A 13,645-nucleotide genomic window follows, 5' to 3' on the forward strand; every position below is an offset into this window, starting at 1 on the left:
GAGGCGGTTCAGGACCGACGCTTCATCTCCCGCTCGAAGCTCCTTCTCAGGGAACGTCTGAGCTGATCGAGGCCCTCCTTGTCCGTGATCTGGAACCGGGAGAGGATTCCGTGGTCGATCTGTTCCCAGGTGAGCCGTCCTTCCTCGAACATGGCGATGGCATTCGCCGCGTATACCGTCTGGACGATCCGGTCCATCTCACCCGGTGCGCCCTCCGGAGTGTGGTGGAAGCGTATCGCGGCGACGAGAAGGTCGGGGAAGTTCCACTTCTCGGCGAGAAGCGCCCCTATCTCGGCGTGGTGGAGCCCTCCGTAGAGTTCCTCCAGGAGGTTCTGAGGAATGTCCCTTTCCCTGCGGAGCAGCTCTATCTTCTCGAGGAGGGTAGGGTGCACCCGGGAGAAGACGATCTTTCCCATGTCGTGGAGGATGCCCCCCACGTACACGTCCTCCATGAGCTCCTTGTCCCTGAACACGGTCTGTGCGAGGTTGTAGGCATAGTAGGCAGTCCGGAGCGAGTGGTCCCACAGGTGCTGTTGCTCCTCGGTGCCGAGCCCCAGGATCTTCTGGGTCCCGTAGGTGTAGAGGAGGTTCTTGAGTCCCCTGAGACCCAGAATCTTCACCCCCTCGAGGATGGAGTCCACTTTCTTCGGCAGCATGAACTGGGCGGAGTTCACCACCTTGAGGAGGTCGGCGGTGAGCGAGGGATCCGTGGAGATCTGTCGGGCGATGTCCTGTACCGTGCTGTTCGGGTCGTCGATGAGCTTCTGCAGATAGAGGACGTTCTCCGGAAACTGGGGGAGGGACTCGATCTCGCCCACCACCCGTTCCGTGAGTTCCGTGAGCCGTGAGAGGTGTATCCGGTCCATGGGGATGGTGAGCCGGGCCACGGTCTCTTCCCCCACCACGTCGATGTCGAAGGCCTCCTCGGAGAGGCCCAGTCGCTTGAGGATCATGATGAGGGTCACGATGCCCAGGCCCGCTCCCTCGGTGACGTCGTAGGCGGTGGTGAGGGCCTCCTCCAGGGTCTCGAAGAGCCGCGCCCTCGCCACCCTGTCGAAGATACGGATCTGTTCCTCCTTGAGGAGGGGGGCGTTGTTGGCCACGGTGAGGTAGAAGGTGTTGTTCTTCAACTGGAAGGTGATGCGGGTGTAGAGCCCCAGCTCCTTGAGGAGCTCGAAGTAGTGGCGGGGGGCCTCCGAGAGGACCTCGTGGAAAACCCGCATGCCCTCTTCGTACTCCTCCTCGTCCTCTATGTCGAGACCCCGCTCGTGGAAGAAGGCCCGTTTGGCATTGGCCTTCTGTGCGTTGGCAGCGAGTTCCTTGAGACAGTAGAGGAGGGCGTCCCGCATCTTCTCCCTGCCTATGTCGGTGAGGACGAGGTCGAGGATCTCCTCCACACGCTCTTCGATCTCGGGCGTCATCGCGTGGATCTTGATGGTGACAGGCAGGTTGTGGCGGATCGCCTGAAGTACCTTGGAGTTGTCCACGACTGCCTTCTTCACGAGTCTCTCCTTGTCATACAGAACCCCCTTCTTTATCAGTATGGGTTCTCGAGGTGACGGTGTCAAGAAAATTTCGGAGCGGTTCGAGCGTCCCTTTCTCGGAATCAGCTCCCGAACTCCTTTACCACACGGGCCATCTCCCTGAGCCTGGTCTCGATGCGTTCGTTGACGGTCCCCGGAGCAAACGTCCCCCTGCTCGTACGAGTGCCCGCCTCCATCCCGGTGAGCACCTCCATGGCCTGATCGATGGTCTCCACCGCATAGATGTGAAAGAGGCCCTCGCGCACCGCCTCCTGGACATCCTTTTCGAGGATGAGGTTCTTGAGGTTGAGTCGCGGGATGATGACCCCCTGGGTGCCGGTGAGCCCCTTCTTCCTGCACACCTTGAAGAAGCCCTCCACCTTCTCGCTGATCCCTCCCACGGGTTGCACCTGGCCCATCTGGTTGATGGACCCGGTGACCGCGATCTCCTGCCTAAGGGGGATCCCCGCGATGTCGGAGAGCAGGGCGCACATCTCTGCGAGCGAGGCCGAATCGCCGTCGATCTCCACGTACGACTGTTCGAAGGCGATGCTCGCCTTGATGGAGAGGGGGAAGCGCCGCGCGTACCGGCTCTGGAGGTAGCCCTGGATGATGTAGACCCCTTTGTCGTGGAGCTCGCCCGAGAGCCCGGACTCGCGCTCGATGTTCACGATCCCTTCGGTGCCGGGGGCCGTGCGCGCCGTGATGAGCACTGGTCTGGCGAAGGAGTGGAATCCCCGGTCGAGGATGACCAGGCCGTTGATCTTCCCCACGGCCGTGCCTTCGAGCTGGATGAGGAGCTCTCCCGAGAGGATCTGTTCGTCGATCTTCTCCTCGAGGAGTCCGAAGAGGTGGTTCCTGTGGCGCTGGACCGCCTCGACCACTTGGCGGTCGATGTGGTCGCTGCCCATGGTACGCGCCCAATGGTCCGCCTCCCTGAGGATGTCGGTGACGAGGGAAAAGCGGGCCGTGAGTTTGTCGCGCTCCTCGCCGAGACGTACGCCGTACTCGAGGAGGGCGGCGATCCCCGAGGTGTCCACGGGCAGGAGGTGCTTGCGTTCGCACGTGGCGCGTATGAAGCCGATGTACTCTCGAATCGTCTGGTCGTTTAAGGGGATGGTGGTGTCGAACTCCGCGGGGATCTTGAAGAGCTTGCCGAAGTCCTCGTCCTGGAGGAAGAGGTACTCGTACTGGAACTCGTTGCCTATGAGGATGGCCTTCACGTCCACCTGGATGGGTTCTGGTTTGAGGGCGCTCGGTGCACTGAAGGGGCCGGGAGGGGTGCGGATCTCGAGTCGGCCGTCGAGGAGCACGCGTTTGAGGGTGGCCCACAGCTCCTCGTGACGGAGCAGGTCCTCCACCCTGAGGATGATGAAGCCGCCGTTGGCCTTGAGGATGGACCCGGGCCGTATCATGAGGAAGTTGGCCCGCTCCTCGCCGGCCTTCTCGGGTATGCTCTCGATGGTGCCGAAAAGGGTGGTGTAGTCGGGTTGGGACTCGAAGACCACAGGGGCCCGGTCGGGATCCTCCACCTCGTGCATGATGTGGATGGTGTAGCGGAGGGAGATGGGCATGCCGTCCTCTTCGCCGGCCGTGTCCTCTTCGAGGAAGGCGGCAAGATGGTCGAGGACGTCGCGTTCCATCTCCTTGAGGTGCTGGAGGAGGGGCCCCTCGGCGTGGAAGGAGGCGGCGAGGCGCTGGATCTCTGCCCGCACGTCGGGTGCGACGTGGGTGCGCTGGATCTCGGCGAGTCGTTCCTCTGCGGCGAGGCGCTTGAGATCGAAGGTGGCGAAGAGGTCCTGGAGTTTCTCGAGGAGGGGGAAGTACTTCTGCCTTCGCTCCTCGACGAGTTCGTGGGGTACCTCGCCCCGTGAGGCCTTCTGGGCGAGCTCGTCGAACTCGATGGGCTGTCCGTGCCACAGAGGCACGAGGTCGGTGAAGGTCTGGCCGTCACCGGGCCGCTCGAGCATGGTGAAGCCCTCGCGGCGCAGTTCCTCCTGGAACTGTTCGAGGAGTCTGCGTTCCTCCGCTTCCACCTCCCGCATGAGGGCGGTCTTCTTCCTGAGGTAGCTCTCGCTCGTGAGCCTGTGGCGGATGCCCTTGGTGAGCTTCTCCAGGGTGCGCCTGAGGGCGCGCTTGAACCGTGCGGCGGTCCGTGCAGGGAAGTAGAGCACGCGGGGGGTTTGCGGGTTCTGGAAGTTGTAGGCGTAGGCGATGTCCTTCCCCCAGCGGTTGGGGGGCGAGAGGGTCTCGAGGATCCGGCGTATGGCGGTGTGCCGGCCCGTGCCCGGGGGGCCTGCCACGAAGATGTTGTAGCCCTTGCCTGAAAGCTGTATGCCGAGGGTGAGGGCCTCCACGGCCCGGGGTTGACCGATGATGGTGCCGGGCTGGACTCCCTCCTGGAGGGCCTGGATGTGTTCCTCGGGGATGGAGAATCCCACCTCTTCCGGGGAGAGTCTGTATGGTTCGTGCTGCATGGTGTGGCCTCTATGGTAGCGAAGTGGGGTCCGAGAGTAAATCACCCCCTGGAAGGGTGGAGGAGGTGGTAGAGGATGCCGGCGGTGATGCCCCAGAGGGGTCCGTGGGGGGTGTGCCAGAGGTAGATGGGCCTGAGGGGGCCTTTCCAGGGGGTGTGGTAGTGGGAGGGGAGGCCGAGTGCGGAGGCGGGGAGGAGTTCGGTCCCGCCTTCGCGTGGGTGGAGGGTGAGGCGGACGTGGTGGATGCGGGGAGGGGTGGTGTGGAGCCAGGAGAGGGGGAGGGTGAAGAGGTGGGAGACTTCGTCCGGGGAGGGGTGCGCCTCGTGCCACGAGGGGACGAGGGCGGGGAAGACGTGGATGAGCCTGCCGCTCGCCGAGAGGAAGGCGCCTGCGTACCGGATGTGGGGGATGCGGGAGCCGGGGATGCCGAGTTCCTCCCCGGTCTCCCTGAGGGCGGTGTGAAGGGGGGAGGGGTCGTGGGGCTCGACGAGGCCTCCGGGGAAGCAGATCTCCCCTTCCTGGGGGATACCGTGCGCCCGGACCTCGAAGCCGATGTGCCAGCCGGTGGGGGTGGGGATGCAGGGGACGAGGACGGCGGCCTGGGTGAAGTCGGGGGCGTTGAGGATGAGGGGGGAGGGAGGGGCGTCGGGGGTGCAGGGGGTGCCGGGAAGGGGGAAGTCCTCCATATTCGGGGAAAACTATGGTACAATCCTGGAAAACAGGCAAGGAGGTGCGCGATGCTCGATGCGATATTCGCGAGGAGGAGTATCCGGAGGTACCGGCCCGATCCCGTGCCGGATGGGGTCCTGAAGGAGGTCCTGAGGGCGGGGATGGCGGCTCCCAGCTCGTGGAACGGCAGGCCGTGGGCCTTCGTGGTGATCGATGATCCTGCGGCCCTGGAGGAGATCGCGCGGCGGCATGGGTATGCGGCGATGTGCAGGGAGGCGCCGGTGGCGGTGCTGGTGTGCGGGATCCCGGAGGGGATGAAGGAGCCGGACTTCCTGCCGCAGGATCTCTCTGCGGCCACGGAGAACATGCTCATCGCTGCCACGGAGCTGGGGCTGGGGAGTGTGTGGGTGGGGCTCTTCCCCCACGAGGACCGGATGGGGGTCCTTCGCGAGGTGTGTGGCCTTCCGCCCGAGGTGGTGCCGTTCTCGCTGGTGGTGCTTGGCTATCCTGCGGAGACGAAGCGGCCGCACGAGGGGTGGATGGACGGGCGGGTCTTCCACGGGCGGTGGGGGAGGGGGTGGCGGCCGGGTGAGTAGGGGGGCCTGCAGGGGTCAGCCCTGCAGGCCGAGGGCTTCCTCCAGGAAGGCGAGGTCGAGCCGGGGGTAGAGGGGGAAGCGGGAGAGGAGGGCCTCCACCCGGGAGCGGGCCTCTTCCTTTGCCCCAGGATCGAGGTGGTAGCGTGCCTTGCTGGGGGATCCGTCCTTTACTTCGGGGCTCACGTGGGTGAGGATGAGCTTGAAGATCCGGGCGATCTCCCTCATCTCTTCTCTGCCCATCCCGAGGGTGGTGACGGCGGGGGTGCCTATGCGGAGCCCGCTCGTGTACCAGGGGCCGTTGGGATCGTAGGGGAGGGCGTTGCGGTTGAGGGTGATGCCGCACTCCCTCACCGCCGCCTCTGCCTGGCGGCCGGTGATCCCGAAGGGTCGCACGTCGATGAGCATGAGGTGGTTGTCGGTGCCGCCCGTGGCTACGGTGATGCCCTCCTCCTGGAGGAAGGCGGCGAGGGCCTGGGCGTTCTCGACGATCTTGTGCGCATACTCTCGGAAGGCAGGGCTCCGCGCCTCCCTCAGGGCCACGGCCTTGGCCGCGATCACGTGGGGGAGCGGACCGCCGAGGACCATGGGGCACCCCTTGTCCACGAACTCGGCGAGCTCCTTCACGCAGAGGACGATGCCCCCCCGAGGCCCGCGGAGGGTCTTGTGGGTGGTGGAGGTGACGATGTGGGCGTGGGGCACGGGGTTGTAGGGGCCTTCGAAGACGCCTCCCGCCACGAGGCCTGCGAAATGCGCCATGTCCACCATGAGGACGGCCCCCACCTCGTCGGCGATCTCTCGCAGTCGGGCGAAATCGATCTTTCTTGGATAGGCGCTGTACCCCGCGAGGAGGATGAGAGGACGAATCTCCCGTGCGAGGCGGGCGATCTCATCGTAGTCGAGGAGCCCTGTCTCCGGGTTCACGCCGTAGGAGTAGGCCTCGAACATCTGGGCCGAGACATTGTAGCGGTACCCGTGGGTGAGGTGCCCTCCCGAGTAGTAGTCGAGTCCCAGGAGCCGCTGGTTGCCGAGCTCCTTTCGCAGGGCCTCCCACTCCTCTTTCGAGAGGTCATAGAGGTTCTTCTTGCCCAGCTTCTCCAGGGCCGGGGCCTGGACCTTCCACTGGAGCACGGCCCAGAAGGCCACCAGATTGGCGTCTGCCCCGCTGTGAGGCTGGACATAGGCGTGCTGGGCACCGAAGAGGGCCTTCGCCTCCTCACAGGCGAGGCTCTCCACCTCGTCCACGTTGTCGCAACCGGCATAGAACCTGTGGCCGGGGTACCCTTCGGCGTACTTGTCGGTGAAGAGGTTCGCCATGGCGAATTGCGTGGCGAGCGAGGAGTAGTTCTCGCTCGCGATGAGCTTGATGTTTCGCCGCTGATCCCGCAGTTCCTTCACGATCGCCCGGGCCACTTCCGGCGCAGTCCGGATGATCACCTCGAGCTGGGCCACGAAACCCACCATCTCGGGGTTGGAGGCGGCCTGCGGATGAGTCGTAAGGTATGAAGCGAGCAGTGTCTGGGACATGCTTCCCTCCAGATGCGTGGTATATCCCCCTGCCCAGGCGCGCGACAGGGGAGGAAAAGACTTCCCGGCGGTCGATTCCGCCTCGGAGGGCGCCAGTCGTCGGCTCATTATCGCGGGAAGTGCAGGGAGGTGTCAATGAAGGCAGACGACGCCGTGGATGCTGAGTATATTAGTAAAAGACCATATTTTGAGGAGCGAGACATGAAAGGAAACGTGGGAACGATCGACAGGATCATCAGGGTGGTGCTGGGCCTGGTGCTCATCGGCCTGGGGATCTTCGTCCGGGGTGGGGCCTACTGGTGGCTCGCCGTCATCGGGGCCGTCTCCCTCGTGACGGGAGCGGTGGGCTTCTGCGGGCTCTACACCCTCTTCGGGGTCTCCACCTGTCCTCGTAAGGAGGGGACAGACCCCTCGAAGACCTGAAGGCGCTCGCGGGCATCTGAAACAGCCCCTCCCTGTCGGGAGGGGCTGTGCCATACCCCGGAGACGACTCGAACGTCCGACCTACTGCTCCGGAGGCAGTCGCTCTATCCACCTGAGCTACCGGGGCATGTCTTTGCTCCTACCCCGGATGCGATTCGAACGCATGACCTACTCCTTAGGAGGGAGTCGCTCTATCCGACTGAGCTACCGGGGCATTCCGTCTCTATATAGTATCCATATCGAAGGGATTGTGTCAATCTTGCAGCCGGGCCGATATGCGGGGCGGCACCTCCACGAGCGACACCGGGATCGCGTCCAGATACACCCGACGCGGATTCTCGGGATCGGCGATGCGCTTCCCGTCGGCCAGGAAGTAGTAGGCATAGGTCCCTGCAGGGAGGGAGAGGGTCTTCCGGTAGAGTCCGGGCTCCACCTCTTCCATGGGGAGGAGGAACGGGTCCCAGTTGCAGAACTCGCCCACCAGGAAGACCCGTCTGCCCGGTGTGTACCTGAAGAGGAATGCGATCTCCCCTTCCAGCGGGACCGGCCCTGCTTCCTCTGCTGGACGAGGGGGCAGGGATACGAGTGAGAGGCGCACGCCGTCTTCGTCCTCCACGACTACGGGGTTGGAGGGGTCCGCCATCCACACGCCGTCGACCACGAGGCGGTAGGTGAATCGGTCCTCCGGTGGATCGAGGACATAGAAGAAGATGCGGGAGGGGTTACGGGCCATGAGGTGAACGGTTCGGAAACGTTCGAAGGAGAAGGCGATGCCCACGCTCCTCGTCCGCGTGCTCCCCTGGAAGGTGAAGACGAGGCGGTTCTTCTTCGTGTGCGGAGGTCTTGCCTCCTTGAGATCGAGGAGGTAGAGGTGGAGGTCCTTGTCCTCGACGATGAATCCGAGGTCCTGGGAGGAGAGTGAAAGGCCGAAACAGAGGAGGCACACACCCGCCAGGATGAATTTGCTTTTTTCCATCTTTCTGCTACAGTATTCGGAAGATGGGGCGGCGAAGTAAAGGGTTTTATCCCAGGCCCATAACGGCCGACTCATATACAGAGGGACGATGCCTGAAGAACGTGACATAGAACGGCTTGGCCGGGAACTCCTCAAGCTCAGGGAAGAGCCCCGGGTGCTCGACGAATGGGGGGAGACGGTGGAGATCCCTCCCCCGGTGGAGCCCGAGGTCCACGTGCCGGTCTCGCGGACGGGGGAGGAAGAGGAGCGTGCCGGTGAAGGGGAGGAGTCGATAGAGGGGCTTCTCTCGAGGTTCGGGGACGAGCAGCCTGAGGAAGAGAAGTCCGAGGGGGATGCCTTCGAGGCGCTCGGTTTCGAGCCTCTCGAGGAGGATCTCGAGGGAGAGATGCCGCAGGCCGACCTCCCGGAGGAGCTTCCCGAGGGTCTCTTCGATCTCGGGGAGGAAGAGACTCCTGCCGGTGAGGACCTGGGAGTGCTCGAAGAGCTTCCAGAACTCGGAGAGGAAGGGCCGGAGGAGGCGGCCCCGTCTGTCGAAGGACTGGAAGGGGTGTCGCCGGAGGACGCTGAGGCGACTCCACCGGTGGAGGATCTGGCAGGTGGGGAGCCGGCCGGGGAGGGGAGGGAGGAATTCGTACTCCCTGATTTCCATGAGCTCGAGGAGGAACCCGGGGAGGCACTTCCGGAGCCCGACGAGGATCTCGGCCTTTCCCTCGATTTCACCGAAGACGAGGGAGAAGTCACACCGGGGTCCCCGGAAGAAGAAGCCCCTCCGGTGCCGTCCCCCGAGGATCTCGCCCTGGAGGAGGAGGCCCTCCTCGCCGAGGAATTCCCCGAGGACATAGAGGTTGAAGAGTTCAGCCTCAGGGATCTGGGTGAGGAATTCGGCGTGGTGGAGGAGGAGCCGGGGCTCGTGGCCGAGGAGGAATCCCTCAACCCCGCCATAGCCATCACCCCCGAGGCCGTGGAAGAGCTCCCCGAGACGGGATTCGGCCTCACCGAGCAGGAGTTCAGACGCCTGCAGGAGCACCTCTTCTCCCTGCCTCGGAACCTGAAGATGGAGATCGAGTCCCTGGTGGCCGAGGCGAAGGTAGGTGGGGAAGACCTGGAGCGGCTCGTGAGGATGCTCGTCGAAGGGGAGTCTCCCCGGGCGCTCGCGGCCTTCGTGGGTCGCCTCACGGGCAAGCGCATACGGATACCGGCCCGTTATGAGCGGGGTACGGGGGCCGAATTCGAGGAGGCGAAGGGCGGGCTCTGGTATCTCGTGAGGTACCGCCTCCTCCCTGTGGTGAGGGCCGTGCTGGTGGGCACCCTCATCCTCGCAGGTCTCACGGCCGTGGTATTCCAGTTCGTCTACCGTCCGATCAGGGCTCACCTCCTCTACACCGAGGGCTACAGGCAGATCTTCCAGGAGGAGTACGACGCGTCACTCCTCAGGTTCGAGCAGGGACTCCGGCTGTGGCGCATGAAGGGGTGGTTCTTCAGATACGCACGGGCCTATACCGAGATGAGACAGTATCCCCTCGCCGAGGAGAAGTACGAACAACTCCTCGCCTATTATCCGCTGGACAAGGAGGCCACGCTCGAGTACGCGGAGTTCGAGAGCAGGGTGCTCGCCAACTACGAGAAGGCCGACCTGCCCCTCGAGCGGTACCTCCGGCTCGAGAACCTGAAGGATCTCGACGTGCTCCTCGCCCGTGGGGACAATTTCCTCAGATGGGCCGACGAGGGAGGAGCCGAGGACTTCGACAGGTTCGAGGAAGCCCGCAAGATGTATGCCCGGGCCATGGAGTATCACGGGAGCAGGGCCCCGATCGTCCAGCGCATGCTGATGTACTTCGTGCACCAGGAGGAGAAGGCGGCGGAACTGGGGAGGACCGATGTCGACAACCTCTCCCACGTGGAGCAGCTGGTGGAGTACATCCTGGAGCGTCCGAAGCTCGTGGTCGATGCGGGCGAGCTCGCCCGGGCGGGGGGATATCTCATCGACAGGAACCGTATCGACAGGGTCCGGGACGTCCTCTTCAGGGCGAGAGAGATCCAGGACCCCCATCCGGAGGTCCACTACCAGCTCGCCCGGTACTTCAGGATAGTGGAGCGCCCGGCCGACGAGGCCAAGGCCCTCCAGGCTGCCCGCCTCCTCCTCGAAGACCTCCCGATGCGTACACGCCGCCAGACAGCCCAGCTCGTTGATACCTACCGGCGGCAGGGGGATCTCTTTTACGGTCAGGGGGAACTCCTCTCGGCGGAGGACGCCTACCGGGACGCCATACGGCTCTACGAGCAGGCCCTCTCATCGAGGCTTCTCAGACGCTCCGCCCGCTTCGGCAGCATCTATGCCTCCCTCGCTGATATCTACTACTACCACTCGGCCGAAGAGGAGACCGCGCTCACCCTCTACGAGACGGCCGAATCGCATGGCTACGTGACACCGGAGAACGCGTACAAGAAAGGGCGGCTGCTCTACCGCAAGGGGCTCTACGACAGGGCACTCACGGAGTTCGCGAAGTCCGAGGAAGCCTTCAGGAACAACCGGGTGGTGCTCTTCGCCCTGGCCAACGCGCTCTATTTCAAGGCCAGTTACACGGCCGCCGAAGGCTACTACCGGCGTCTCCTCGACATGCTGGAACGGGAGAAGGCCGCCCTTCCGGCCCTCAGGGTGGACGAGAATCCCGACCACCGGGCTCTGGTCGAGGGCATCATCAGGGTGGAGAACAACCTGGGGGTGACGCTCTTCAAGAGATCCGGAGGGAGAGAAGGACACCCCGCCTATCCTGAGGCCCTCACCTTCCTCACCGACGCCCAGGAGCTCTTCGTCAACCTCTACCGCGATCCCGAGACCATGGAGCGGGCCGGAGCGGTGAACCTCGCCTACCTCAACATGGACGCCATCCTCCATCCCACCGTGCCGTTTGCTCAGCTTCCCCTCGCCATCTACCGGAGCCTTCCCGTGGATGTGAAGGCCCGGGGGCTCTCGGGTCCGTAGAGGGTAGAACCATGCACACGCCGGGGTCTCGCCCCGGTCTCGGTTTCGGGAATCGGAGGTCCGGCCTCATCACTCCACGGGGACCATCCAGCCGAAGGGATCCTCCTTCGCTCCGTACTGGATCCCCTTCAGGGTGAGAAGCAGGGTTCGGGTCACTTCCCCCATCTTCCCGTCGTTGAAGACCGCGGTTTTCCCCTCGTGGGTGATCGACTCGATGTAGGAGATGCCCGCAGCCGTCCCCGTGACGAAGACCTCCTTTGCCTCGGAAAGGACCTCGTCTATGGAGATCTTGCGCTCCTCGGTGGGGATGCCCATGTGTGTTGCGAGGGCGAGCACGCTCTTTCTCGTGATACCGGGAAGGATGGTGTCTCCCAGCTCGGGCGTGACGAGGGTGCCGTTCTTCAGGTAGAAGAAGATGTTACAGGAGGAGCCTTCCTCCACGTATCGCTGCTCGCGGGCATCGAGGAAGATCGCCTCCATGTAGCCTTGTTCGTTCGCTTCCTTCTTGACGAGCGTGGGAATCACGTAGTTCGCGGAGCACTTGATCCATCCGGTACCCTTGGGGGTGGCGCGTATCCTGTCGGTGGTGACGGCCTTGTTGTTCGGTCCCTCGAAGTAGGCGCCCACCGGTGTGGTGATGATGACCACCCAGGGGTGGTGCGAGAGGTCGAGCCCGATTCCCGGCTCGGTGTAGGAGAAGGGTCGTATGTAGACCGCGTGGCCCGAGAGGAAACCGTCTTTCTCCCACTCGGGGTTGTAGCGGGGATAGAATCCCAGCTCCTTGTTCCGACGCACCACCTCCTTCACCGCGAGGACGAAGAGCTCCTCGGGGAAGCCGGGCATCTTGAGGCCTTCCATGGAGCGGCGCATGCGTCGGGCGTTCTCGTCGGGTCTGAAGAGCTTGAGCGAGCCGTCCTTCTGAGGAAAGGCCTTGAGGCCCTCGAAAACCGAGAATCCGTACTGGGTGCTGTAGTTGACGAGCGGGAGGTCGGGGAAGGAGTTGCGCCTCGCGAGGAGGGCCATCCTCCCCTCGTGGGGGAGTGCCGCCTCGGCCTCGGGGGCGAGGTGCACCTTCGCCTCGAATGCTTCCTGCCACGAGCCGTCGGGTTGGTGTTGGGCCTTGTACACCCAAGGGTAGAGGGAGAGGCTGAAGCTCTTTGCCATGGATCCCGTGCTCCTTAACGATGGAGGATAGCATGAATTGTATGCCGGAGAAGGGGATGCGTCAAGGAGAATCCTCCTCCGGGGTGGTCTCGAGTCCGAAAAAAAGGTAGTCTTGAGGTGAGAGCACATGAGCGACGAGGAGGTGTCGTATGGTGGACGTGGTGGTCGTACTCGCCGGAGGGAAGGGCACGAGGCTCTGGCCTGCCTCGACCGAGGCCCATCCCAAGCAGTTCCTCACGGTGGAAGGAGGGAGGACACTCCTCGAGGAAGCCCTCCTGCGGGCCTGGGCCCTTGCTCCGAGAGAGGGTGTGATCGTGGTGACCGGAGACCGCTACCTGGAGGCCTCACAGGAGGTGATGGGGGCGCTTCCCCGGGAACAGCAGGCGGCGACCGTCCTGGTGGGGGAACCTGAGGGGAAGAACACCGCCCCGGCCGTGATGTGCGCCGCAACCCTCATGAAGGCGACGGAAGGGGTGATGGTGGTGCTCACGGCGGACCACCTGGTGAGGCCGCTCGAGTCCTTCGTGGAGGATGTGGAGAGGGCCGTGGAGATCGCCCGCGATGGCTACCATGTGACCTTCGGGATACCCCCCGTGCGTCCCGAGACGGGATACGGGTACATCCACGTGGGCGCGCCTTATAAAGGAGGGTTTCTCGTGGAGTCGTTCACCGAGAAGCCCGATGAGGCCACGGCACGACGCTACGTGGAAGAGGGGACCTACTACTGGAACTCGGGGATGTTCGTGTTCAGGCGTGACGTGTTCCTCGATGAGATGGAGCGCTACGCCCCCCGGATCGCCCGGCCCTTCCTCGAGACGGGGCTCGGGGCACTCGACCTTGCAGAGGGACCTGTGAGGGGGGATGTCCTCGAGGAGGTCTACGCCCGCATTCCCGCCGACTCCATAGACTACGCCCTCATGGAGCGGACCGAACGGGCCGCCATGGTGCCCGCACGCTTCTCCTGGAGCGACATAGGGAGCTGGGAGGAGTATGCGGCCTGGTTGGGCGATCACCTGGGCGAGGTCCTCGAGGTGGAGTCGGAAGGATGTACCGTGGTGAGCGACCTGCCGGTGGTGCTCTGCGGGGTGGAGGACCTGGTGGTGTCCTGCAGGAACGGCCGGATACTGGTGCTCAGGAAGGGGCGGGGGCAGCTCGTGAAGAAGGCGGTGGAGCGGATGAAGGAGGAGGGAAAAGGGTGGGAAGAGTGAAGGAACGGCTCCTCCCGAATGTGGTGGAGCGAAAAAGATTTGTTTTCGCAGTGAAAAAACCTTGACAACTGAGAGCGTGCACGGATATAATGAGCGCTAAAG

Annotated in this window: 10 protein-coding genes, 2 tRNA genes and 1 riboswitch; of the genes, 4 read left to right on the forward strand and 8 right to left on the reverse strand. The window is 63.9% G+C overall.

The genetic code is table 11. The features are described from left to right. Positions 1-8 precede the first annotated feature (8 nt). The 3 genes from SPITH_RS00765 to SPITH_RS12695 all read right to left on the reverse strand — a co-directional run bounded on the left by SPITH_RS00765 (position 9) and on the right by SPITH_RS12695 (position 4,686). A complete protein-coding gene (locus SPITH_RS00765) occupies positions 9-1,502 on the reverse strand; it encodes an HDOD domain-containing protein (RefSeq protein WP_014623845.1) in 1,494 nt (497 codons plus the stop codon). Between the two features lie 104 nt (positions 1,503-1,606). Continuing rightward, positions 1,607-4,000: a Lon protease family protein gene (locus tag SPITH_RS00770; RefSeq protein ID WP_014623846.1), complete on the reverse strand. Its 2,394-nt coding sequence runs from the start codon at positions 3,998-4,000 to the stop codon at positions 1,607-1,609. 41 nt (positions 4,001-4,041) lie between these two features. Then, entirely contained in the window at positions 4,042-4,686 is a 645-nt protein-coding gene (locus tag SPITH_RS12695; protein ID WP_014623847.1) for an NUDIX hydrolase, read from the reverse strand. Between the two features lie 51 nt (positions 4,687-4,737). Between SPITH_RS12695 and SPITH_RS00780 the strand changes: the two genes are divergently transcribed. Next, positions 4,738-5,265 (forward strand): nitroreductase family protein, encoded by a 528-nt coding sequence (locus tag SPITH_RS00780; RefSeq protein WP_014623848.1) that lies wholly within the window; start codon positions 4,738-4,740, stop codon positions 5,263-5,265. Positions 5,266-5,280: 15 nt separating this feature from the next. Here the strand turns inward: SPITH_RS00780 and SPITH_RS00785 are convergent, their stop codons facing one another. Then, positions 5,281-6,789, reverse strand: coding sequence for a glycine hydroxymethyltransferase (locus SPITH_RS00785; RefSeq protein ID WP_014623849.1), 1,509 nt, complete (start codon positions 6,787-6,789; stop codon positions 5,281-5,283). Positions 6,790-6,813: 24 nt separating this feature from the next. Beyond that, a riboswitch (ZMP/ZTP riboswitch) is annotated at positions 6,814-6,899 on the reverse strand. A gap of 91 nt (positions 6,900-6,990) precedes the next feature. Here SPITH_RS00785 and SPITH_RS00790 point away from each other — a divergent pair. Further along, on the forward strand, positions 6,991-7,212 hold the full coding sequence (locus tag SPITH_RS00790) for a YgaP family membrane protein (RefSeq protein WP_014623850.1): 222 nt from the start codon (positions 6,991-6,993) through the stop codon (positions 7,210-7,212). Positions 7,213-7,265: 53 nt separating this feature from the next. Here the strand turns inward: SPITH_RS00790 and SPITH_RS00795 are convergent. The 3 genes from SPITH_RS00795 to SPITH_RS00805 form a co-directional block, all read right to left on the reverse strand. After that, positions 7,266-7,339: transfer RNA gene (locus SPITH_RS00795), tRNA-Arg, on the reverse strand. Between the two features lie 13 nt (positions 7,340-7,352). Further along, positions 7,353-7,426 (reverse strand) — tRNA-Arg (locus tag SPITH_RS00800). Between the two features lie 39 nt (positions 7,427-7,465). Further along, the gene (locus tag SPITH_RS00805) at positions 7,466-8,188 is read right to left on the reverse strand and encodes an early set domain-containing protein (RefSeq protein ID WP_014623851.1); all 723 of its coding nucleotides are present in this window, start codon (positions 8,186-8,188) and stop codon (positions 7,466-7,468) included. Between the two features lie 88 nt (positions 8,189-8,276). Between SPITH_RS00805 and flcA the strand changes: the two genes are divergently transcribed. Next, positions 8,277-11,171: a periplasmic flagellar collar protein FlcA gene (gene flcA, locus SPITH_RS00810; RefSeq protein ID WP_014623852.1), complete on the forward strand. Its 2,895-nt coding sequence runs from the start codon at positions 8,277-8,279 to the stop codon at positions 11,169-11,171. A 69-nt stretch (positions 11,172-11,240) separates the two neighbouring features. Here the strand turns inward: flcA and ilvE are convergent, their stop codons facing one another. Further along, on the reverse strand, positions 11,241-12,335 hold the full coding sequence (ilvE, locus tag SPITH_RS00815; protein ID WP_014623853.1) for a branched-chain-amino-acid transaminase: 1,095 nt from the start codon (positions 12,333-12,335) through the stop codon (positions 11,241-11,243). A 149-nt stretch (positions 12,336-12,484) separates the two neighbouring features. Between ilvE and SPITH_RS00820 the strand changes: the two genes are divergently transcribed. Then, the gene (locus tag SPITH_RS00820; RefSeq protein ID WP_014623854.1) at positions 12,485-13,543 is read left to right on the forward strand and encodes a mannose-1-phosphate guanylyltransferase; all 1,059 of its coding nucleotides are present in this window, start codon (positions 12,485-12,487) and stop codon (positions 13,541-13,543) included. The last annotated feature ends 102 nt before the right edge of the window (positions 13,544-13,645 follow it).

Source organism: Spirochaeta thermophila DSM 6578 (assembly GCF_000184345.1).
GTDB lineage: Bacteria > Spirochaetota > Spirochaetia > Winmispirales > Winmispiraceae > Winmispira > Winmispira thermophila.

Bases quoted from the DNA above. Each gene is read 5' to 3' on its own strand.
- SPITH_RS00770 (WP_014623846.1), bottom strand. From the start codon at position 4,000: ATGCAGCACGAACCATACAGACTCTCCCCGGAAGAGGTGGGATTCTCC.
- SPITH_RS12695 (WP_014623847.1), bottom strand. From the start codon at position 4,686: ATGGAGGACTTCCCCCTTCCCGGCACCCCCTGCACCCCCGACGCCCCT.
- SPITH_RS00780 (WP_014623848.1), top strand. From the start codon at position 4,738: ATGCTCGATGCGATATTCGCGAGGAGGAGTATCCGGAGGTACCGGCCC.
- SPITH_RS00785 (WP_014623849.1), bottom strand. From the start codon at position 6,789: ATGTCCCAGACACTGCTCGCTTCATACCTTACGACTCATCCGCAGGCC.
- SPITH_RS00790 (WP_014623850.1), top strand. From the start codon at position 6,991: ATGAAAGGAAACGTGGGAACGATCGACAGGATCATCAGGGTGGTGCTG.
- SPITH_RS00805 (WP_014623851.1), bottom strand. From the start codon at position 8,188: ATGGAAAAAAGCAAATTCATCCTGGCGGGTGTGTGCCTCCTCTGTTTC.
- flcA (WP_014623852.1), top strand. From the start codon at position 8,277: ATGCCTGAAGAACGTGACATAGAACGGCTTGGCCGGGAACTCCTCAAG.
- ilvE (WP_014623853.1), bottom strand. From the start codon at position 12,335: ATGGCAAAGAGCTTCAGCCTCTCCCTCTACCCTTGGGTGTACAAGGCC.
- SPITH_RS00820 (WP_014623854.1), top strand. From the start codon at position 12,485: ATGGTGGACGTGGTGGTCGTACTCGCCGGAGGGAAGGGCACGAGGCTC.